This window comes from Leptothrix discophora, from assembly GCF_030705305.1.
GTDB classification, from domain to species: Bacteria; Pseudomonadota; Gammaproteobacteria; order Burkholderiales; family Burkholderiaceae_C; genus Sphaerotilus; species Sphaerotilus discophorus.
In genome coordinates, this window is sequence record NZ_JAUZEE010000003.1 from 248,962 (window position 1) to 267,548 (window position 18,587).

Sequence of the window (18,587 nt, forward strand, 5' to 3'; positions counted from 1 at the left end):
CCGGCTCCGGGGTAGCCCCGACTGCCGGGTGCAGCCCCTCGCCGGCCACAATCCGTGCATGTCCGAGCGCAACATCATCGCCATCACGCCCGTCGCCGCCACGCCCACCACGGGCTTGCGCATGGCACGTCCGAGCGCCGCACCAGCCCAGGTCGGCGGGGCCTGGCTGGACGGCCTCGGCCGGCCCCTGCGTGACCTGCGCATCTCGGTCACCGACCGCTGCAACTTCCGCTGCAGTTACTGCATGCCCAAGGAAGTGTTCGACAAGGACTACCGCTTCCTGCCGCAAGGCCAGCTGCTCAGCTTCGAGGAAATGGCCCGCGTGGCGCGCATCCTGGTTGCCCACGGCGTTCAGAAGATCCGCCTGACCGGCGGCGAGCCGCTGCTGCGCAAGAACCTTGAACGCCTGGTCGAGATGCTCGCCGCGCTGCGCACGCCCGAGGGCCGCCCGGTCGACCTGACCCTGACCACCAACGGCTCGCTGCTGGCGCGCAAGGCCCGCAGCCTGCGCGACGCCGGACTGCAGCGCGTGACGGTCAGCCTGGACGCGATGGACGACACCATCTTCCGGCGCATGAACGACGTCGACTTCCCCGTCGCCGACGTGCTGGAGGGCATCGCCGCCGCCGAGGCCGCCGGGCTCGGGCCGATCAAGGTCAACATGGTCGTCAAGCGTGGCACCAACGACCAGGAGGCGCTGCCGATGGCGCGGCATTTCCGTGAACACCACGGTGGCCGGGTCGTGCTGCGCTTCATCGAGTTCATGGACGTCGGCGCGACCAACGGCTGGCGCATGGCCGAGGTCGTGCCCTCGGCCGAGCTGCGCGACCGCATCGCGGCGATCTACCCGCTGCACGCGCTGTCGCCGGCCCAGGTCGGCGAGACCGCCGAGCGCTGGGGCTACGACGACGGCCACGGCGAGGTCGGCTTCATCTCCAGCGTCACCCAGGCCTTCTGCGGCGACTGCAACCGGCTGCGGCTGTCGACCGAAGGCCAGCTCTACCTGTGCCTGTTCGCCGGCCAGGGCCATGACCTGCGCAGCCTGCTGCGCGATCCGGCCGGGCTGGACGATGCGGCGATCGCCGACTCGGTCGGCGCACTGTGGCAGGTTCGTCGCGACCGCTACTCCGAACTGCGAGCCCGCCTGCCGACCGAACCGGGCCAGGCCCCGCGCAAGCGCGTCGAGATGAGCTACATCGGCGGCTGAACGCCGGCGTCAAGCCTGCGCCAGCAGGCAGACCGCGCGGGCCTCGATCGACTCACCGCGCCCGACCGGTCCCATGCGCTCGGCCGTCTTGGCCTTGACGTTGACCCGCTGCGGCTCGACGCCCAGTGCCTGCGCGATCCTCTCGCGCATCGCGCCGATGTGCGGCGCCATGCGCGGCGCCTGCGCGATCACGGTGCTGTCGACGTTGACGACCTGCCAGCCGGCCGCCCGCACGGCGGCCATGGCCTCGCCGAGCAGGCGGTGTGAAGCGGCGCCCGCCAGGCGCGGATCGGTGTCGGGGAAATGCTTGCCGATGTCGCCCAGCCCGGCCGCGCCGAGCACGGCATCGGTGATGGCATGCAGCAGCGCATCGGCATCGGAATGGCCCAGCAGGCCGCGGTCATGCGGGATGCGCACACCGCCAAGCCACAGTTCGCGGCCGGGCACCAGGGCGTGGGTGTCCCAGCCTTCGCCCACTCGGATCATTGGTAGATTCGTCATGGTCGGAATTGTCGACCAAGGTCAAAGGCAGGGACGCAAGGACGCCAGGGGCCGATGAGGCCGTCCGGTCAGGCCGGCGCTTGGCTCAGAGGACGCGCAGGCCCTGCGCCTCGACCCTGCGGGACAACGACATCGTCTGCTGTCGCGGCGGCAACCACTGCACCGCCAGCGGGTCCTCGAAGACGGCGGCGCGGCGCAGCGCGGAGGTGCTGCGTGCCGGGTCCATGCCGTGGTAGGCGAGATACCAGTGCACGAAGCGCTGCACGCCTTCTGCCAACGGCATCGTGACGCGCTGTTCGCCGAGGAAGTCACCGGCATGCACGACCCTCTCCTCCGTCGACGAACGTGCTTCGCCGCCTTCGGTGCCGGTGACCGGCATCACCTTCATGTCGCTGGCGCGACCGAGCGCCAGTTCGAGCGCGGCAATGAAGTCCAGCAGGCGCACGGGATCGTGGCTGCCGATGTTGAGCACGCGCGAAGGCGCTTCGCCAGGCAGGAGGCCGGCCTCGGGTGGGCTGGGCTTGTGCAGTGCACGCTCGATGCCTTCGACGATGTCGTCGACGTAGGTCAGGCCATGACCGATCTCGCCCTCGCGAGGGTAGACAGGCAGCGGCTCGCCGGTCAGCAGGCCGCGGGTCAGGCCCTGGTAGCCGATGTCCGGGCGGCCCCAGGGGCCGTAGACGGTGAAGAAACGCAGGCCGGTGGTCGCCACGCCGTGCAGTCGGCTGTACGAACGCGCCAGGGTCTCGCCCGCGCGCTTGTCATGGCGCAGGTCGTCTTGGCGGCCGACACGCGTCGAGCCGCGCGCACGGCGCTCGCAGTTGATGTCGGACGTGCTGGCGTAGACCAGGTGCGGCACGCCGTGCTGGCGGCAGCCTTCAAGCACGTTCACGAAGCCCGCAAGATGGACCCGGGCCGGGCCGCCACCGTCACGCTCGGCACCGCCCTGCTGAGTTGCCAGGTGCACGACCGCATCGAAGCCGCCAGCGTGGAAACAGTTGTCGACCGCAGGGCGGTCGGAGATGTCGAGCCGCGAGAAGCGGAAGCGGGGGTGGGCCTGGATGCGGGCCAGCCGCGCATAGGTCAAGGCGACGTCGAAGGGATCGTCCAGTGCGTCAACGCCGACCACCTCGTCGCCATGCGCCAGCAAGGCACTGGCGACATGCATGCCGATGAAGCCGGCCACACCGGTGATCAAGACCTTCACGAATACCCCTTGACGTGTCGATCGCCTCCGCCGAGCGGCGGCAGAAGCAGGAAGCGGCAGGTGAGACAACAACGCTGCACCTGGACCGGGCGTTCACTCGACCTGCGCCGCATTATGAACACACGGGCCTGAACAGAGAATGGCAACGGTTCCCATTTCTTGCGCCACTGAACGGCACCTTTCGCCACCGGTCGTGAGATTGAACACGACTTTCTCGGCTCACGCTGCAAAAAATGTCAAATCGAATCGTCCGAATGGGTGAAATCGACCGATCTCTCAAGACGAAACAACCGTGAAGCAGGGAAAGGACCGATCCCCCATCGTGGGCCCGATCGAGCGATCCGACCGCCAGACGTGACAAATCTGGCAGCCGACGGGCCAGACTTTAGGGCCATCCCTTGGTGATGCCACCCTCAAACAGGGGGGGTCGAAGGTGGCTTATCACCCGATGCGCATGCGCCCTTCACGTGCACGCCGCAAACGCACCGTCCCGGTGCGCCGCGAACGTCGTTCCGATCTCAGCGCGACATGTCGCCGTGCTGGCCCGCCAGGCTGGGCAGCAGCTGGTCGGCCAGCGCAAAGTCGCCGGGCCAGGTCACCTTGAAGTTGCAGAAATGACCCGGCACCAGCCGCGGCGAGAGGCCGACCGCCTCGATCGCGCTGGCCTCGTCGGTCACCGCCGAGCCGACGTGATCGAGCGCGTCGGCCAGCACGCCGAGCCGGAACATCTGCGGCGTCTGCGCGGCCCACTTGCCCTGTCGGTCGACGGTGGAGACCGCCCGCCCGCCGTCGGACTGCTTGAGCGTGTCGGCCACCGGCAGCGCCAGCAGGCCGCCGACCGGATCGAGCAGGCAGGCGTCGATCAGCGCGTCGACCCAGGCCGGCTGGATCAGGCAACGCGCGGCGTCGTGGACCAGCACCCAGTCGCTCGGCGCCGCACCGCGTTCGCGCAGGGCCCGGATGCCCGCTGCCACGCTGTCGGCGCGGCTGGCGCCGCCGGTGCGGACCGCCCAGCCGGGCGGGTGCGCCGGGGCAACCGCCTCGAAGCGGTCATCGTCCGGCGAGAGCACGACCATCACGCCGTGCAGCCGTCGGACCGCCGCCAGCGCCGCCAGCGTGTGGGCGACCACGGGCCGGCCGGCTACCGGGTGGTATTGCTTGGGGCCTTCGACACCGGCCCGGCTGCCCACGCCGGCGCAGGGCACGACGGCATAGAGCCGCTCAGGCTGGGAGGTCAATCGGTCGGATTCAGCGGTCATGCGTGGGCGTTGGACGCTTCGCGGGCGAGGTGTCGTGGACTCAAACCCGCCATTCTCGACGCTCCGGACGCGCGCACCGACGTTCGCTGTGGCCTGCCGGCCTCAAGGGAACTCAACGGACCTGCACCGACGACATGATCTTGTGGTGCAGGCGACGCACGCCCCACCACACCGCCAGCGCGATGACGGGCACGGCCGCCGCGCTCGCCACGTCCGGCGAGACCGGCAAGCCGGCAACCTTGGCCCCTTTGGCGAGATAGCCGACCAGCCCGGCACCGTAGTACGTGATCGCCGCCACCGACAGGCCCTCGACCGCGCTCTGCAGCAGCAGCTGCGCTTCCTGGCGCCGGTTCATCGCGTCCAGCAGCGCCTGGCTGCTGCGCTGCTGCTCGACCTCGACGCGGGTGCGCAGCAGGTTGCTGGCGCGCGAGATGCGCTCGGACAGCGCCTGCAGCCGGCGCGCCGCCGCCGCGCAGGTCTGCATCGCCGGCAGCAGGCGCCGGTCCATGAACTCGCCCAGCGTCTGCAGGCCCGACAGGCGCTGCTCGCGCAACTCGGCGATGCGGCGCTGGACCAGGTCCCAGTAGGCCGTCGTCGCCGCGAAGCGCGAATGGGTGCGGGCGTACAGGCCCTCGACCTTGGCGGCCTGCTCGCTCAGGCGGCGCAGCAGTTCGGGCTCCGAGGTGCGATCGGCCGTGCGGATCGCCTCGGCGATCTCGGCCAGCTCACGCTCGGCGCTGGTCAGCGTGGCACCGACCTCGCGTGCGGCCGGCAGGCCCAGCAGGGCCATCATCCGGTAGGTCTCGATCTCGATGGCGCGCTGCACCGCCCGGCCCAGTCGGCGCGGGTTCATGCCGTCGACCACCACCAGCCAGCGTGCGAAGCCGTCGGCATGCAGGTGGAAGTCGGTGTAGATCTCGGCCTGGCCGTCCATCACGCGGCTGGCCACCAGGGTGTCGTCGGCCAGGCTGGCCCGCACCAGCGCGGGCACGCCGTCGTCGTTGATCACCAGGCCGGCACGCGGCAGCACCAGCACGTGCATGCCGATCAACCACTGGCCAGGCAGCGCATGCAGCCAGTCGTGTGGCACGTCGGCCAGCGCGATGCGGTCGAAGCCGCCGGGCATCTCGCTCAGCGGCTTGATGAAGGTGGCGGTGTGGAACTCGGTGTGGCGCTCCCAGCGCAGCCGCAGCGGACCCAGCTCGGCGCTGAGGTGGCTGGCATCGGCGCCGACCTGCGGCAGGTGGCGGCGGCGCAGCAGCTCGTTGAGGTGTTCCCTGGCCTGGCTGATCTCCTGGCCGACCCAGCCGATGTGGGTCAGCGCAAGTGGCGCATGCAGGCGCTCCTGCGGCCGGGCGTGAACCTCGTTGTGCAGCGCCTCGCGCCACGGGTGCATCGTGTGCATGGGAACCCTCCTCGGCGCGGATTATCTTTGCCGGCCGTTCCATCCCTGCATCAGCTTCGGGTCTCGTCGCCGGCCAGCTTCACGCGACCCAGGTCCTCGGCCAGATAGCGCGCCACCCGAGGCTGCGCCGGACCGACGTGGAAGGCCAGACGCCGCTCGCGCAGGCCGATGTCGGCGGCCGTGAAGCGCTCCATGCGGCGCAGGTGCTCGGTCCAGGTCTCGTCGAGGAAGTATTCGATGTAGCGGCCCGGCTGCGCGGTGTCGCGGAACAGGCCCCAGGACAGCGCGCCCTGGCGCAGGCGGGCCAGCCGCGTCAGCTGCATGACGGCATGGAAGTCCTCGGCTCGGGCCGGATCGACCAGGTACTCGACCGTCACCATGACCGGCCCCTGCTCGGGCTCGAAGTCGATCGCCGGTACCGGCACGGGCTGGGCCGGCGCAGGGCTGAGGTCCTCGTCATGCGCGCCGCCCAGGCGCAGCCGACGGGTCGCCAGCAGGCCGATCAGGCCGGCGGCCGCCGCCGTCATCAGCGCGGTGCGGATGTCGAAGCGGCCGGCCACCTGGCCCCACAGCGCCGCACCGGCCGCCGAGCCGCCCATCAGCGCCATCTGGTAGACCGACATGCCGCGGGCGCGGACCCAGTTCGGCAGCGCCATCTGGGCCGACATGGTCATGGTGTTGGCGGTGCTGATCCAGGCCACGCCGGCGACGACCAGCGCCAGCGAGGCCACCCACAGCGCCGGCGCCCAGGCCACCACCACCGTGACGCCGGCGACGATCACCGTGCCGACGCTGGCGATCGTGTCGCGGCTGACCCGCTCGCGCAGCTGCGGCACGGTCAGCGCGGCAGCCACCGCGCCCACGCCCATCGACGACACCAGCAGCGTGAAGGCCCCGGCCCCACCACCGAGCTGGCGCGCCACCAGCGGCAGCAGCGCGGTCAGCGCGGTGCTCTGGAGGAAGAACAGGAAGACGCGCACCAGCACCGCCTTCATGCGCGGGCTCTGCCGGACGTGCTGGAGGCCGACCCGCATCGCGCCGACGAAGCGTTCGCCCGGCAAGGCGCTGATGCGCGGCGGGCTGCGCCAGCGCAGCACCTGCACGAAGGCCACCAGCGACAGCAGCGCATTCAGCACGAAGACCGCGGCGCTGCCCGCCGCCGCCAGCAAGGCACCGGCGAAGACCGGCCCGACCACGCGCGAGATGTTCATCGCCAGCGCCTGCAGCGCCAGGGCCGGCGAGAGCCGATCGCGCGGGACGATCTCCGGCACGATCGCGGCGAACACCGGCCAGCGCATGGCCAGGCCGATGCCGTTGGCGAAGGTCAGCGCCAGCAGCAGCTGCGCATCGAGCGCATCGGCCAGGCTCAGGATCGCCAGCAGCACCGCCACGCAGGCGACCCACAGCTGGGTCGCCGCGAACCAGCGCCGGCGATCGACGATGTCGGCCAGCGCACCGCTGGGCAGCCCGAGCAGGAAGACCGGCAGCGTCGACGCGGCCGAGACCATCGCCACCATCACCGCGCTGTCGGTCAGCTGGGTCATCAGCCAGGCGGCGGCGACGTCGTTCATCCACATCGTCACGTTGGCCGCCAGCCAGGCCAGCCACAGCATGCGGAAGACGGGGATGCGCAGGGCCTGCAGCGTCGGCGGCATGCGGTCCAGCCAGCTCGGTGCGGCGGTCGTTTCGGTCATCGGGCCAGGCTCCAGAAAGCGAAGAAGGGCCTCACCGCCGGTGAGGCCCTCCAAGGTCAGGCTGCGATTCTGCCGAGCGCGGGACCGGGGAGACCGGCTGGTGCCCGGCGGCGCGTCACTCCTCGTCCTGGAATGCTTCCTCGCGCTTGGCGCGGATCGACGGCAGCATCACCACCACGATCATCAGCGCGGCGGCGATCAGCAGGCCCGACGACAGCGGCCGGGTCAGGAAGGTTCCCCAGTCGCCACGCGACAGCAGCAGCGCGCGGCGCAGGTTCTCTTCCATCATCGGACCGAGGATGAAGCCCAGCAGCAACGGCGCCGGCTCGCATCCCAGCTTGAAGAAGACGTAGCCGACCAGCGCGAACATGGCGCCCATGAAGACGTCGAAGTTGTTGTTGTTGAGCGTGTAGAGACCGATCGAGCAGAACACCACGATGGCCGGGAACAGGAAGCGGTAGGGCACCGTCAGCAGCTTGATCCAGATGCCGATCAGCGGCAGGTTGAGGATCACCAGCATCGCGTTGCCGACCCACATCGAGGCGATCAGGCCCCAGAACAGCTCGGGGTTGCTGGTCATCACCTGCGGACCGGGCTGGATGCCCTTGATGGTCATCGCGCCGACCATCAACGCCATCACGGCATTGGGCGGGATGCCCAGCGTCAGCATCGGGATGAAGCTGGTCTGGGCACCGGCGTTGTTGGCCGATTCGGGGCCCGCCACGCCGCGGATGTTGCCCTGGCCGAACGGCACCTCGCCGGGACGACCCTTCGACTTCTTCTCCAGCGTGTAGGCCGCGAACGCGGCCAGCAGCGCACCGCCACCGGGCAGCACGCCCAGCACCGAACCCAGCGCGGTGCCACGGAGCACGGCGGGTGCCGCGTCCCTGAAATCCTGCTTGGTCGGCCACAGGCCGGTGACGTGCTTGGTGAAGACCTCGCGGTGTTCGGCCGGCCGGCCGAGGTTGGCGATGATCTCGCCGAAGCCGAACACGCCCATCGCGATCGTCACGAAGCCGATGCCGTCGGTCAGCTCGGGGATGTCGAAGCTGAAGCGCGGCACGCCGGAGATCACGTCGGTGTTGATCTGTCCCAGCAACAGGCCCAGGATGATCATCGAGATGGCCTTGAGCAGCGAGCCCGAGGCCAGCACGACCGCGCCGATCAGGCCCAGCACCATCAGGCTGAAGTACTCGGCCGGGCCGAACTTGAAGGCCAGCTCGGTCAGCGGCGGCGCGAAGGCCGCGATGATGACCGTGCCGACGCAGCCGGCGAAGAAGGAGCCCAGGCCGGCAGCCGCCAGCGCGGCACCGGCGCGGCCCTTGCGCGCCATCTGGTAGCCGTCCAGCGCGGTGACGACCGAGGAAGCCTCGCCCGGCACGTTGATCAGGATGGCGGTGGTGGAGCCACCGTACTGCGCGCCGTAGTAGATGCCGGCGAGCATGATCAGCGCGGGCGTCGCGTCGAGCGAATAGATCGACGGCAGCAGCATCGCGATCGTCGCGACCGGCCCCAGGCCCGGCAGCACGCCGATCAGGGTGCCAAGCAGGGCACCGCCGAAGGCGTAGGCGAGGTTGATCCAGGTGAAGGCGACGCCGAAGCCGAGCGCCAGGTTGTTGAGCAGTTCCATGGTGGCTGGTTCCTTGGTGTTCAGGCGCCAGCCGCAGCGGCGAAGACCGTCGGCCAGACCGGGATGGTCAGGCTCAGGCCCTTGACGAAGATGACCCACGACATGCCGGTCAGGATGGTCGCGTTCAGCAGCGCGTCCTTCCAGTGGAACTCGTCACCGGCGAGCGAGACGATGAAGACCAGCAGCGGCAGCGTGATCAGGAGACCCAGGCGCGGCAGCGCCAGGCCGAACAGCACCAGGGCCACGACCATGATGATCAGCGGTCGCCAGGCCCAGGGGCCGGGGCGGGCCGAACTGCCGAAGCTGTAGTTCAGCGAGCCCCAGGCAAACGCAATGCCCACGACGATGAACATCAACCCCGACCAGAAGTCCTTCTGGCTCTTGATCTGCATGAACGAGTCTCCTCTAGATGGTGGAATCCTGTTGCGGCGCGATTCTAGGAAGCGCCCCCGCAACGTCCGGTGTGGATTCCACTTAGCAGACCGTTCCCCGCCGCAGTCCGGAACAGGGCAAAAAGTCAGGGAATCGACCGGCGTACCCGCTTGCCGACGGGCGAACGCCTTCTCGGGCCGAGCGCCGGGCCGCCCCAAGCCGGCCCGGATCCCCCCGGGGGATCGGCCGGCGTACCCGCCGGCCGAGGGGCTTCAAATCTCCCAGCCCGGCGTCGCCCGCAGGACTTCCTCGACCGTGGTGTGGCCGGCGGCCACCTGTCGCAGGCCGGCCAGGCGCAGCGGCATCAGGCCTTCGCGCAGGGACTGGCGGCGGATGCGGGTCAGGTCGGGCTGGTCCTGGACGACCGCGCGCAGCGCGGGCGACAGCAGCATCAGCTCGAACAGGCCGCGCCGGCCGCGGAAGCCGGTCTGGCGGCAGGCCTCGCAGCCGACCGGCTTCTGCGGCCGGAACGGCGCGCCCTCCTCGCCCACCGTCAGCCCCGGCATGGCGGCCTGCAGCAGCGCGGGCGTGACGGCGGTGTCGCTCTGCCGGCAGGCGATGCAGAGCTGGCGCACCAGCCGCTGCGCCAGCACGCCGATCACGGTGGCGTTGAGCAGGTAGGCCGGCACGCCCAGGTCCAGCAGCCGGGTGATGGCGCTGGCCGCGTCGTTGGTGTGCAGGGTGCTGAAGACCAGGTGACCGGTGAGGGCGGCCTGCACGGCCATCTCGGCGGTCTCGAGGTCGCGGATCTCGCCGACCATGATGATGTCCGGGTCCTGCCGCATCAGCGTGCGCACGCAGGCCGCGAAATCGAGGTCCAGCGCCGGCTGGACCTGGGTCTGGTTGAAGGACGACTCGATCATCTCGATCGGGTCCTCGACCGTGCAGACATTGACCTCGTCGGTCGCCAGGCCCTTGAGCGTGGCGTAGAGCGTGGTCGTCTTGCCGCTGCCGGTCGGGCCGGTCACCAGGATGATCCCGTGCGGTTGGCCGATCAGTTGCTGCCAGCGCACGGCGTCCTGCGCACTGAAGCCCAGCGCCTCGACCGGCTGCACCGCCGTCTCGGGGTCGAAGATGCGCATGACCAGCTTCTCGCCGAAGGCGGTCGGCAGGGTCGACAGGCGCATCTCGATCTCCTCGCCGCGCGGGCTGCGGGTCTTGATGCGGCCGTCCTGGGCGCGGCGGCGCTCGACCACGTCCATGCGGCCGAGCAGCTTGATGCGCGCGGTCACCGCCGCCATCACGGTCTGCGGCAGGTGATAGACGGTGTGCAGCACGCCGTCGATGCGCAGCCGGATCACGCCCTGCTCGCGGCGCGGCTCGACGTGGATGTCCGAGGCGCGCTGCTCGAAGGCGTAGTTCCAGAGCCAGTCGACCAGTTGCACGACGCCCTGGTCGTTGGCATCGAGCTGCTTGGCCGCGCCCATGTCGACCAGCTGCTCGAAGTTGGCGATGGCGCTGGCCTCGCCACTCTTCTGCGCATTGCGCACCGAGCGCGCGACGCTGTAGAAGTCGCTGGTGTAGCGGGTGATGTCGCCGGGATTGGCCAGCACCAGCCGCACGGTCTTGCGGGTGTGGGCGGCGATCTCGGGCACCCAGTCCAGTTGCAGCGGCTCGCAGGTGGCCACCGTCACCTCCAGCGGCCCGACCTGGACCGGCAGGATGCGGCGCTTCTCGGCATAGCCGGCCGACATGACCTCGGTAACGCGGGCGACGTCGACCTTGAGCGGGTCGATGCGCAGGTAGGGCAGGCTCACGCGCTGAGCCAGCCAGCGGGTCAGCGCCTCGACGTCCAGCGACTCGTCGCTGCGGGGATGGCGCAGGCCCGCGCCGGCCAGTCGGACCAGCGGGTGCAGGCTGCTGCCACCGGCCAGGCGCTGGACCAGCGTGGCGGCATCGGCGCTGCCGATCACGCCGTCTTCCAGCAACCAGCCCACCAGCTGGCGCCAGGTCAGCGCACCGCCAGGGCCGGCCAGGCTCGTGGCGGCCGTCGTGGCTGCCGTCGTGGCTGCCTTCGCGGCCGTCGTCGCGGCCGTCGTCGTGGCCGTCGTCGCGGCTGGACGCGCCGGGTCGCTCGACGAGGCCAGGTGCACGCGACGGCCCGCCGCACGGGCCTCGGGGCTGGAGCCGGAACCAGAACCGGAACCGCCATCTCGGGAGTTGGGCATCGTCGCGTTCCTGTCGGTGGGATCGGTGATCAGTTCTTGTCCGCTGCGGCTGCGGCTGCGGCGGTGGCCGCGGTGGGCAGGGCTGCGGCCTTGCCTGCCGAAGGCGCGGACGGCTTCGCGACGCGCTCGGCCGGCACGCGCCGCAGCAGCCGGGTCCACAGCGGCGCATCCAGGCCGGTGCGGGCCTCGATGACGCGGGCGCGCTCGGCCAGCACGGCCGCATCGGGCCAATCGGCACCCTTGAGCGCCAGCACGACGGTGTTGCCCTCGTCGGTCGCGGCGACCACGCGCACGCTGCCACCGCCTTCGGCGAAGACGGCCTCGATGCGGCGGGCGCTGCGGGCGAACTTCGAGCTGCGGCCGAACAGGTTCACGCTCAGCACGCCGCCCGGTGCCAGGCAGGCATGGCAGGCGGCGTAGAAGTCGACGTCGTCCAGCACCGGCGCGGCGGCCTGGTGGTCGTAGAGGTCGACGCAGAGCGCGTCGACCGTGCCGGCATGGGCGGCGTCGCGGACCCAGTCGCCGGCGTCGCCGTAGACCACCGTCAGGCGATCGTCGTTGGCCGGCAGGCGGAACCACTGGCGACAGGCCGCGATGACCTGCGGGTTCAGCTCGACCGCCGTGGTGCGCAGCGCCAGTTCGGCGTGGCAGTAGCGGGTCAGCGTGGCCGCGCCCAGACCCAGCTGGGCGGCATGCAGCTCGGACGGGCCGCTGCCCCAGCGTTCGGTGTCGTGCAGCAGCAGCCAGGCCATCATGCGGCGCACGTATTCCAGCTCGATCACGCGCGGCTTGCGCACCCGCATGGCGCCCTGGACCCAGGGCGTGTGGCCCAGGTGCAGGTAGCGCACGCCGTCGAACTCGGAGACCGAGGCCTCGGGCGGCTTGTGCTCGCGCTTCGGGCGTCGGCCGACCCGTGCCGAGGCGCTGACGTCGAGGTAGGCCGCCTCGCGGTCGGCATCGGTGGGCTCGGTGGCATCGAGCTCGTCGAACGTCTCGGGGGCTGCGCTGGCCGCTCGGGCGGCTCGTCGGGTGGAAGAGGTCACGGTGTCCTTGTGCGGCAAGGCCACGGGCTGTGCGCCGGGGCCGGTTCAGGCCGGATCGTAAAGGGCCAGCACCTCGGCCCAGGCGGCGAGCTTGCGCTCGAAAGACCAGCTCGCGTGTGCCGGGCTGGTCGACGGCAGGCGGTGCACCGGCAGGCCCAGCGTGCGCGTGACCCTCATCGAGCGGGCCGATTCCGTGCCGTTGTGGAGCAGCGCCACCAGCCGCGGCAGCCCGCGCGCCAGGCCGATCAGGTCGTTGGGCTCGGCCGCCTCGATCGCGCTGTCCAGGCTGCCCTCGCGGCGGCAGGCGGCATGGACATCCCAGATGCCCAGCCCGCGCGAACGCGCCAGCGCCAGCCGCTGCGGGTAGGCCAGCGCCTTCATGTCGACGCCCCAGACGGCGCCGAGGATGGGCCAGAACTGGTTGCGTGGATGGGCGTAGTACTGCTGCGCGGCCAGCGAGGCCGCGCCTGGGAAGCTGCCCAGCACCAGCACGCGGGTGTCGGCGTCGACCACCGGCGGCAGGCCCAGCAGGCGGGTGGGCGGCGAGGTTCGCGGCTTAACCATCGCGGCTCAACCTTCGCGGCTCAACCATCGCGATCCAGCCAGGCCGCCAGGCGCGGCAGGGCCGCGCGCGCGTTGGCGGTCGACAGGGCCGCCAGTTCCGCCGTCGACAACCCACGCAGGCCCGCCAGTTCGGCGGCGATGCGCGGCAGTTCGGCCGGCTCGTTGCGCGAGCTCGCGCCGGTCGCGCGCTCGGCCGCCGTGCGGTAGAGCCAGTGCGGCGGGATGTCGGGCGCGTCGGTCTCCAGCACCAGCGAGCCGGCCGGCAGGGACGTGGCCAGGCGGCGGATCTGCAAGGCCCGCTCGAAGGTCAGCGCACCGCCGAAGCCGAGCCGGAAGCCGAGGTCGACGAAGGCCTGCGCCTGCTGTTCGCTGCCGTTGAACGCATGGGCGATGCCGCCGCGCAGGCCGGGCCGGCGGCGCAGGTGCTTGAGCAGCAGATCCGCCGAGCGGCGCACATGCAGGATGACCGGCAGGCCAGCCGCCTCGGCCAGGTCGAGCTGGGCGGCGTAGAAGCGCTCCTGCAGCGCCAGGTCCAGGCCGGGCACGAAGCCGTCGATGCCGATCTCGCCGACGGCCACCAGCTGCGGGTCGTCGGCCGAGGCCTGCAGCGCCGCCGCCAGCCGGTCGAGCGCGTCGGCCGGCTCGTCGGCCACGTAGAGCGGGTGCAGGCCCAGCGCATAGACGTCGCCGTGCCGATGGGCCAGCTCGCGCACGGCGTCCAGGTGGCGGGTCGCGACGGCCGGGATGACCAGGCAGGCCAGGCCGGCGGCGCGGGCTCGCGCGCGGACCGCGTCGCGGTCGGGCGCGAACTCGTCGGCGTCGAGGTGGCAATGCGTGTCGATCCAGGCCGGAGCGGGTTCGGGTTCGGATTGGGGTTCGGATCCAAGGACGGAGACAGGGACGGAGAGAGGGACGGAGACAGGGACAGGCATCGCGACATCATGCCGCCGAAGCCCCCGTTGGACCCAGGCTGGCAAGCCCAAGCGGGCCGTGCTAACTTGCAGCCATGCTGGCCGGGGCGGCTGGCGCAGGGGCGTCGATGACTCGCAGACCCAGGTACAGCCGCGCGGCCGGATCGGTCGCCGCCCAGGAGGCCCACGCGCAAGGGGCCGGGCCGCAGCCGGCCGGGACGGCCTCGGCACCGCCCGCGCCGTCGTCCGGCCCGACCCGGCGCCAGCGGCTGCGCACCTGGCTGGTCACGCCAGCGGCGATCTGGACGGCCTGGGGCCTGCTCGCGCTGGCGCTGCTCGGCGCCTGGCAATGGCAGTTGCACCATGCGCCGCCAGTCATCACCCAGGAAGACATCGACCGGGCGGTGCTGCAGACGCTCGACACCCAGCCGCTGCCGGCCGCCACGCGCAAGGCGGCCGACAAGATCCTGCCGTCGGTCGTGCGGGTGGTCGCGCAGGCCGACGAGCGCGACGAATCGCTGCCGTCCTCCAAGGCGGCCGGCGCTCCGCGCCAGAAGGCTGGCGCGGCCGGCAAGAACCGTCCGGCCGGCAAGGCCGCCAAGCCCACCGGGGACGACGAGCACGAGGAAGACAGCCACCCGCGCCGGGGCATCGGCACCGGCGTGGTGATCGTCGAGAGCGGCCTGATCCTGACCAACTACCACGTCATCGAGGGCGCGAGTCGCGTGACCGTGACCTTCTGGAACGGCATGGAGGCGGAGGCCCGCATCGTCAGCACCCAGCCACACCAGGACCTGGCCGTGCTCAAGGCGCTGAAGCTGCCCGATGACCTCCAGCCAGCCACGCTGCGCGGCACGTCCGACCTCGGCCTGGGCGACACGGTCGTGGCGGTCGGCTATCCCTTTGGCATCGGCCCGAGCGTGTCGTCCGGCGTGGTCTCCGGGCTGGACCGCGAGTTCCGCGCGCCGGAAGGCCAGCAGACGCTGCGGCGACTGATCCAGTTCGACGCCGCGGCCAATCCCGGCAACTCGGGCGGGCCGCTGGTCAATGCCCAGGGCGAGGTGGTGGGCATCGTCACCGCCATCCTCAACCCGACCTCGGCGCGCACCTTCATCGGCATCGGCTTTGCCGTGCCGATCGAGAGCGCGGCCGGCGCGGTCGGCTTCCCGCCGTTCTGATCCGCCTGACCTCCACCCCGACACGAGGACGCCCATGACCGATCACCCGCAGGACCCCGCAGTCGCCTTGCCCGTCGCCCCGCCGGACGATCCCGCCGGGCTGATGGAGGGCATCCTCTACGAGGTCAAGAAGGTGGTCGTCGGCCAGGACAACTTCCTCGAACGCGTGATGGTGGCCATGCTGGCGCAGGGCCACCTGCTGGTCGAGGGCGTGCCCGGCCTGGCCAAGACGCTGACGGTCAAGACGCTGGCGCAGGCGGTGCACGGCCAGTTCAAGCGCATCCAGTTCACGCCCGACCTGGTGCCAGCTGACCTGGTCGGCACGCGCATCTACAGCCAGAAGAGCGGCGAGTTCAGCACCGCGCTGGGCCCCGTCTTCACCAACCTGCTGCTGGCCGACGAGATCAACCGCGCGCCGGCCAAGGTGCAGAGCGCGCTGCTGGAGGTGATGCAGGAGCGCCAGGTCACCATCGCCGGCGTCAGCCACAAGGTGCCCGAGCCCTTCCTGGTGATGGCCACCCAGAACCCGATCGAGACCGAGGGCACCTACCCGCTGCCCGAGGCCCAGGTCGACCGCTTCATGATGAAGGTGCTGGTCGGCTACCCGAGCGAGGAAGAGGAGTTCGTGATCGTCCAGCGCGTCACCGGCGCGTCGATCGCGGTGGCGGCCGTCGCCGACACCGGCCAGCTGGCGGCGCTGCAGAAGGCCTGCCGGGCGGTCTACGTCGACCCGTCGCTGGTGCAGTACGCCGTCAAGCTGGTCTCGCTGGGGCGCGATCCGGTGCGCGGCGGCCTGCCCAGCCTGGCGCCGCTGCTGGCCTTCGGTGCCAGCCCGCGCGCCACCATCGGCCTGGTCGAGGGCGCCCGCGCGATGGCGATGCTGCGCGGTCGCCGCTACGCGCTGCCCGAGGACCTGATCGACCTGGTGCCCGACGTGCTGCGGCATCGCCTGGTCCTGAGCTACGAGGCGCTGGCCGAAGGGCTGACGGCCGACGGCCTGATCCACCGCATGCTTGACCACCTGCCGGCGCCGGCCAAGCCGCTGGCCCACGCCGAGGGCGCCTGACCATGAGCGGCCGGCACCCGGTCCGGCAGCGGCTGCGCGAACGGCTGATCGGCCTGGTCTGGCCGCGTCGACGGCTCGAAGCGGCGCCTGCCGCCGCCGACGAGGCGGCCGCCCTGCCCGCCGCCGGCGGCGCCCGGGCCTTTGCCCTGGGCCCCGCCGATGCGCTGCTGCGGCGGCTCGAATGGACCGTGCTGCGCCGGCTCGACGGCCTGCTGCAGGGCGACTGCCGCACGCTCATGCGCGGGGCCGGCCTGGACCTGGCCGACCTGCGCGAATACCAGCCGCACGACGACGTGCGCCACATCGACTGGAACGTCACCGCGCGGGTCGACATCCCGCACGTGCGCCAGTTCCAGGAGGACCGCGACATGACAGCGGTCTTCCTGCTCGACCTCAGCGCCTCGGTCGACTGGGGCTCGGTGCTGCGCACGGGCGTGGCGGGGGAAGACGGCGGCGTGCGCACCAAGCAGCAGGTCGCCACCGAACTGGTCGCGCTGCTGGCCCGGCTCTACACCCGCGCCGGCCACCGGGTCGGCGCGCAGATCTACCGCCAGGCCGACCAGCGCGCCGAGGAACTGCCCGCCCGCGGCGGTCGAACCCAGGTGCTGCAACTGATCGCCCGCATGGCCCGTTCGGTCGAACCGGCCGCGGCCGTCGCGCCGGCCCCGCGCGCCGCCGGCTGGTTCCGGCGTGGCAAGGCGGCCCCGGCTGCCTCGGTCGATGCGGCCGAGTCGACCCGGCTGGCCGACCTGCTCGGTGCCGCCGAACACCGCCTGCGCCGCCGCACCACCGTGGTGGTCGTCTCCGACTTCATCAGCCAGCCCGGCTGGCAGGCCCCGCTGGGCCGGCTCGCGCTGCGCCACGACGTGGTCGCGGTGCGGCTGGGCGATCCGTCCGAGCACGCCTTGCCGGCGATGGGCCTGGTGCTGCTGCGCGATGCGGAGAGCGGCGAGGAACTGCTGATCGACACCGACGACCCGGCCCTGCGCGCACGCCACGCCGCGCTGGCTGCCGAGCGCGAGGCTGCGCTGCGGCAGGGCCTGGCCGCCGCCGGCGTCGACACGCTGGAGCTGGACACGGCCGAGCCGCTGCTCGACGCCCTGCGCCGCTTCCTCGACCTGCGCCGCGTCCGCCAGCGCCAGGGCGCCGCCGGTTCCTCGCTCGCTGGCGGTGCCGCACGCGCCGTACCCAACCCTGACGCCCCGAGGTCGCGATGAACCCGTCCGTCGAATCCCTGCTGCAGCAACTGCCTCTGAGCTTCCTGTGGCAGGACATGCTGTGGCTGCTGCTGCTCTGGCCGCTCATCGCGCTGGCCTACTGGTGGTTGCTGCACCGGCGCAAGCGCCAGGTCGTGCGGGTCGCCAGCCTGGGCCTGATCCGGCAGGCGGTCGGCTCTGGCGGTGCCTGGCGACGCCATGTGCCGCCGATCCTCATCGGCCTGGCGCTGCTGCTGCTGCTGCTCGGCCTGGCCCGTCCGGTGGCGGTGATGACGCTGCCGCTGCGTGACCAGACCCTGCTGCTGGCGATGGACGTGTCCGGCAGCATGCGCGCGACCGATGTCGAGCCCAACCGACTGGTCGCTTCGCAGAACGCCGCGAAGGCCTTCGTCCAGGAGCTGCCGCGCCATGTCCGGGTGGGCATCGTCAGCTTTGCCGGCACCGCCGCCGTCGTGCAAGCGCCCACGCACAGCCGCGAGGACGTCATCGCCGCGATCGACCGCTTCCAGCTGCAGCGCGGCACCGCCATCGGCAGTGGCATCGTCCTGGGCCTGGCCACGCTGTTCCCGGAGGCCGGCATCGATCTGGCCGACGTCACCGGCGAGCGCCGCATGCCCAAGGCGCTGGGCAGTGAACGGCAGGCGCAGGACGATTTCAAGCCGGTCGCGCCGGGCAGCTACGGCTCGGCGGCGATCATCCTGCTGACCGACGGCCAGCGCACCACCGGCATGGACCCGATGGACGCGGCCAAGATGGCGGCCGACCGCGGCGTGAAGGTCTACACCGTCGGCTTCGGCACCACCAGCGGCGAGATCATCGGCTTCGAGGGCTGGAGCATGCGGGTGCGGCTGGACGAGGCCACGCTCAAGAACGTCGCCAACCTGACCCAGGCCGAATACTTCTACGCCGGCAGCGCGACCGACCTGAAGAAGGTCTACGACACCCTCAGCAGCCGGCTGGTGTTCGAGCGCAAGGAGACCGAGGTCACCGCCCTGGTGGCCGGTGCGGCCGGCCTGCTGGTGCTGCTGGCCTGCGGCTTGAGCGTGGCCTGGTTCGGCCGGGTGCTCTGAGTCCGCCCCGCGCGGGCTGACCTGACCGCCGCGGA

Annotated in this window: 17 protein-coding genes; 6 read left to right on the plus strand and 11 right to left on the minus strand. The window is 71.4% G+C overall.

Going from position 1 to position 18,587, the window contains the following annotated elements:
• Positions 1-58 precede the first annotated feature (58 nt).
• Positions 59-1,207 (plus strand): GTP 3',8-cyclase MoaA, encoded by a 1,149-nt coding sequence (moaA, locus tag Q8X39_RS07400; protein ID WP_407067976.1) that lies wholly within the window; start codon positions 59-61, stop codon positions 1,205-1,207.
• Between the two features lie 9 nt (positions 1,208-1,216).
• Here the strand turns inward: moaA and ispF are convergent, their stop codons facing one another.
• Positions 1,217-1,708 carry a 2-C-methyl-D-erythritol 2,4-cyclodiphosphate synthase gene (ispF, locus tag Q8X39_RS07405; protein WP_305749011.1) on the minus strand — a complete coding sequence of 164 codons (492 nt, stop codon included), beginning with the start codon at positions 1,706-1,708 and terminating at the stop codon, positions 1,217-1,219.
• An 85-nt stretch (positions 1,709-1,793) separates the two neighbouring features.
• Positions 1,794-2,915, minus strand: coding sequence for an NAD-dependent epimerase/dehydratase family protein (locus tag Q8X39_RS07410; protein WP_305749012.1), 1,122 nt, complete (start codon positions 2,913-2,915; stop codon positions 1,794-1,796).
• 14 nt (positions 2,916-2,929) lie between these two features.
• On the opposite strand from Q8X39_RS07410, the gene Q8X39_RS07415 reads away from it, so the two are divergent.
• The gene (locus tag Q8X39_RS07415) at positions 2,930-3,112 is read left to right on the plus strand and encodes a hypothetical protein (protein ID WP_305749013.1); all 183 of its coding nucleotides are present in this window, start codon (positions 2,930-2,932) and stop codon (positions 3,110-3,112) included.
• Between the two features lie 321 nt (positions 3,113-3,433).
• Here Q8X39_RS07415 and ispD read toward each other — a convergent pair whose 3' ends face one another.
• The 9 genes from ispD to Q8X39_RS07460 all read right to left on the minus strand — a co-directional run bounded on the left by ispD (position 3,434) and on the right by Q8X39_RS07460 (position 14,042).
• Positions 3,434-4,174 (minus strand): 2-C-methyl-D-erythritol 4-phosphate cytidylyltransferase, encoded by a 741-nt coding sequence (gene ispD / locus Q8X39_RS07420; protein ID WP_305749014.1) that lies wholly within the window; start codon positions 4,172-4,174, stop codon positions 3,434-3,436.
• Positions 4,175-4,286: 112 nt separating this feature from the next.
• Positions 4,287-5,579, minus strand: coding sequence for a DUF3422 family protein (locus Q8X39_RS07425; RefSeq protein ID WP_305749015.1), 1,293 nt, complete (start codon positions 5,577-5,579; stop codon positions 4,287-4,289).
• 50 nt (positions 5,580-5,629) lie between these two features.
• Entirely contained in the window at positions 5,630-7,273 is a 1,644-nt protein-coding gene (locus Q8X39_RS07430; protein ID WP_407067977.1) for an MFS transporter, read from the minus strand.
• A 115-nt stretch (positions 7,274-7,388) separates the two neighbouring features.
• Positions 7,389-8,903, minus strand: coding sequence for a tripartite tricarboxylate transporter permease (locus Q8X39_RS07435; RefSeq protein WP_305749016.1), 1,515 nt, complete (start codon positions 8,901-8,903; stop codon positions 7,389-7,391).
• A gap of 20 nt (positions 8,904-8,923) precedes the next feature.
• A complete protein-coding gene (locus tag Q8X39_RS07440) occupies positions 8,924-9,295 on the minus strand; it encodes a tripartite tricarboxylate transporter TctB family protein (protein WP_305749017.1) in 372 nt (123 codons plus the stop codon).
• A gap of 252 nt (positions 9,296-9,547) precedes the next feature.
• Positions 9,548-11,503, minus strand: a complete 1,956-nt coding sequence (locus Q8X39_RS07445; protein WP_305749018.1) for a GspE/PulE family protein — start codon at positions 11,501-11,503, stop codon at positions 9,548-9,550.
• A gap of 29 nt (positions 11,504-11,532) precedes the next feature.
• On the minus strand, positions 11,533-12,546 hold the full coding sequence (locus tag Q8X39_RS07450) for a spermine/spermidine synthase domain-containing protein (protein ID WP_369538098.1): 1,014 nt from the start codon (positions 12,544-12,546) through the stop codon (positions 11,533-11,535).
• Positions 12,547-12,591: 45 nt separating this feature from the next.
• Complete coding sequence (locus tag Q8X39_RS07455; protein ID WP_305749019.1) at positions 12,592-13,110, minus strand: DNA-deoxyinosine glycosylase; 519 nt, start codon at positions 13,108-13,110, stop codon at positions 12,592-12,594.
• 20 nt (positions 13,111-13,130) lie between these two features.
• Positions 13,131-14,042 (minus strand): TatD family hydrolase, encoded by a 912-nt coding sequence (locus Q8X39_RS07460; RefSeq protein WP_305749020.1) that lies wholly within the window; start codon positions 14,040-14,042, stop codon positions 13,131-13,133.
• A 107-nt stretch (positions 14,043-14,149) separates the two neighbouring features.
• Between Q8X39_RS07460 and Q8X39_RS07465 the strand changes: the two genes are divergently transcribed.
• Genes Q8X39_RS07465 through Q8X39_RS07480 form a run of 4 tightly spaced genes read left to right on the plus strand, consistent with a single transcriptional unit; the run spans position 14,150 to position 18,552 of the window.
• Complete coding sequence (locus Q8X39_RS07465) at positions 14,150-15,199, plus strand: S1C family serine protease (RefSeq protein WP_305749021.1); 1,050 nt, start codon at positions 14,150-14,152, stop codon at positions 15,197-15,199.
• 34 nt (positions 15,200-15,233) lie between these two features.
• Complete coding sequence (locus Q8X39_RS07470) at positions 15,234-16,265, plus strand: AAA family ATPase (RefSeq protein ID WP_407067978.1); 1,032 nt, start codon at positions 15,234-15,236, stop codon at positions 16,263-16,265.
• 2 nt (positions 16,266-16,267) lie between these two features.
• Positions 16,268-17,482: a DUF58 domain-containing protein gene (locus tag Q8X39_RS07475; protein ID WP_305749022.1), complete on the plus strand. Its 1,215-nt coding sequence runs from the start codon at positions 16,268-16,270 to the stop codon at positions 17,480-17,482.
• Positions 17,479-18,552, plus strand: a complete 1,074-nt coding sequence (locus Q8X39_RS07480; RefSeq protein ID WP_305749023.1) for a VWA domain-containing protein — start codon at positions 17,479-17,481, stop codon at positions 18,550-18,552. Before Q8X39_RS07475 ends, Q8X39_RS07480 begins: the two co-directional genes overlap by 4 nt.
• The last annotated feature ends 35 nt before the right edge of the window (positions 18,553-18,587 follow it).

Excerpts from the sequence above, each read along its gene's own strand:
- moaA (WP_407067976.1), top strand. The coding sequence starts at position 59 with ATGTCCGAGCGCAACATCATCGCCATCACGCCCGTCGCCGCCACGCCC.
- ispD (WP_305749014.1), bottom strand. The coding sequence starts at position 4,174 with ATGACCGCTGAATCCGACCGATTGACCTCCCAGCCTGAGCGGCTCTAT.
- Q8X39_RS07425 (WP_305749015.1), bottom strand. The coding sequence starts at position 5,579 with ATGCACACGATGCACCCGTGGCGCGAGGCGCTGCACAACGAGGTTCAC.
- Q8X39_RS07440 (WP_305749017.1), bottom strand. The coding sequence starts at position 9,295 with ATGCAGATCAAGAGCCAGAAGGACTTCTGGTCGGGGTTGATGTTCATC.
- ispF (WP_305749011.1), bottom strand. The coding sequence starts at position 1,708 with ATGACGAATCTACCAATGATCCGAGTGGGCGAAGGCTGGGACACCCAC.
- Q8X39_RS07435 (WP_305749016.1), bottom strand. The coding sequence starts at position 8,903 with ATGGAACTGCTCAACAACCTGGCGCTCGGCTTCGGCGTCGCCTTCACC.
- Q8X39_RS07470 (WP_407067978.1), top strand. The coding sequence starts at position 15,234 with ATGACCGATCACCCGCAGGACCCCGCAGTCGCCTTGCCCGTCGCCCCG.
- Q8X39_RS07465 (WP_305749021.1), top strand. The coding sequence starts at position 14,150 with ATGACTCGCAGACCCAGGTACAGCCGCGCGGCCGGATCGGTCGCCGCC.
- Q8X39_RS07445 (WP_305749018.1), bottom strand. The coding sequence starts at position 11,503 with ATGCCCAACTCCCGAGATGGCGGTTCCGGTTCTGGTTCCGGCTCCAGC.
- Q8X39_RS07475 (WP_305749022.1), top strand. The coding sequence starts at position 16,268 with ATGAGCGGCCGGCACCCGGTCCGGCAGCGGCTGCGCGAACGGCTGATC.
- Q8X39_RS07460 (WP_305749020.1), bottom strand. The coding sequence starts at position 14,042 with ATGCCTGTCCCTGTCTCCGTCCCTCTCTCCGTCCCTGTCTCCGTCCTT.
- Q8X39_RS07455 (WP_305749019.1), bottom strand. The coding sequence starts at position 13,110 with ATGGTTAAGCCGCGAACCTCGCCGCCCACCCGCCTGCTGGGCCTGCCG.
- Q8X39_RS07430 (WP_407067977.1), bottom strand. The coding sequence starts at position 7,273 with ATGACCGAAACGACCGCCGCACCGAGCTGGCTGGACCGCATGCCGCCG.
- Q8X39_RS07480 (WP_305749023.1), top strand. The coding sequence starts at position 17,479 with ATGAACCCGTCCGTCGAATCCCTGCTGCAGCAACTGCCTCTGAGCTTC.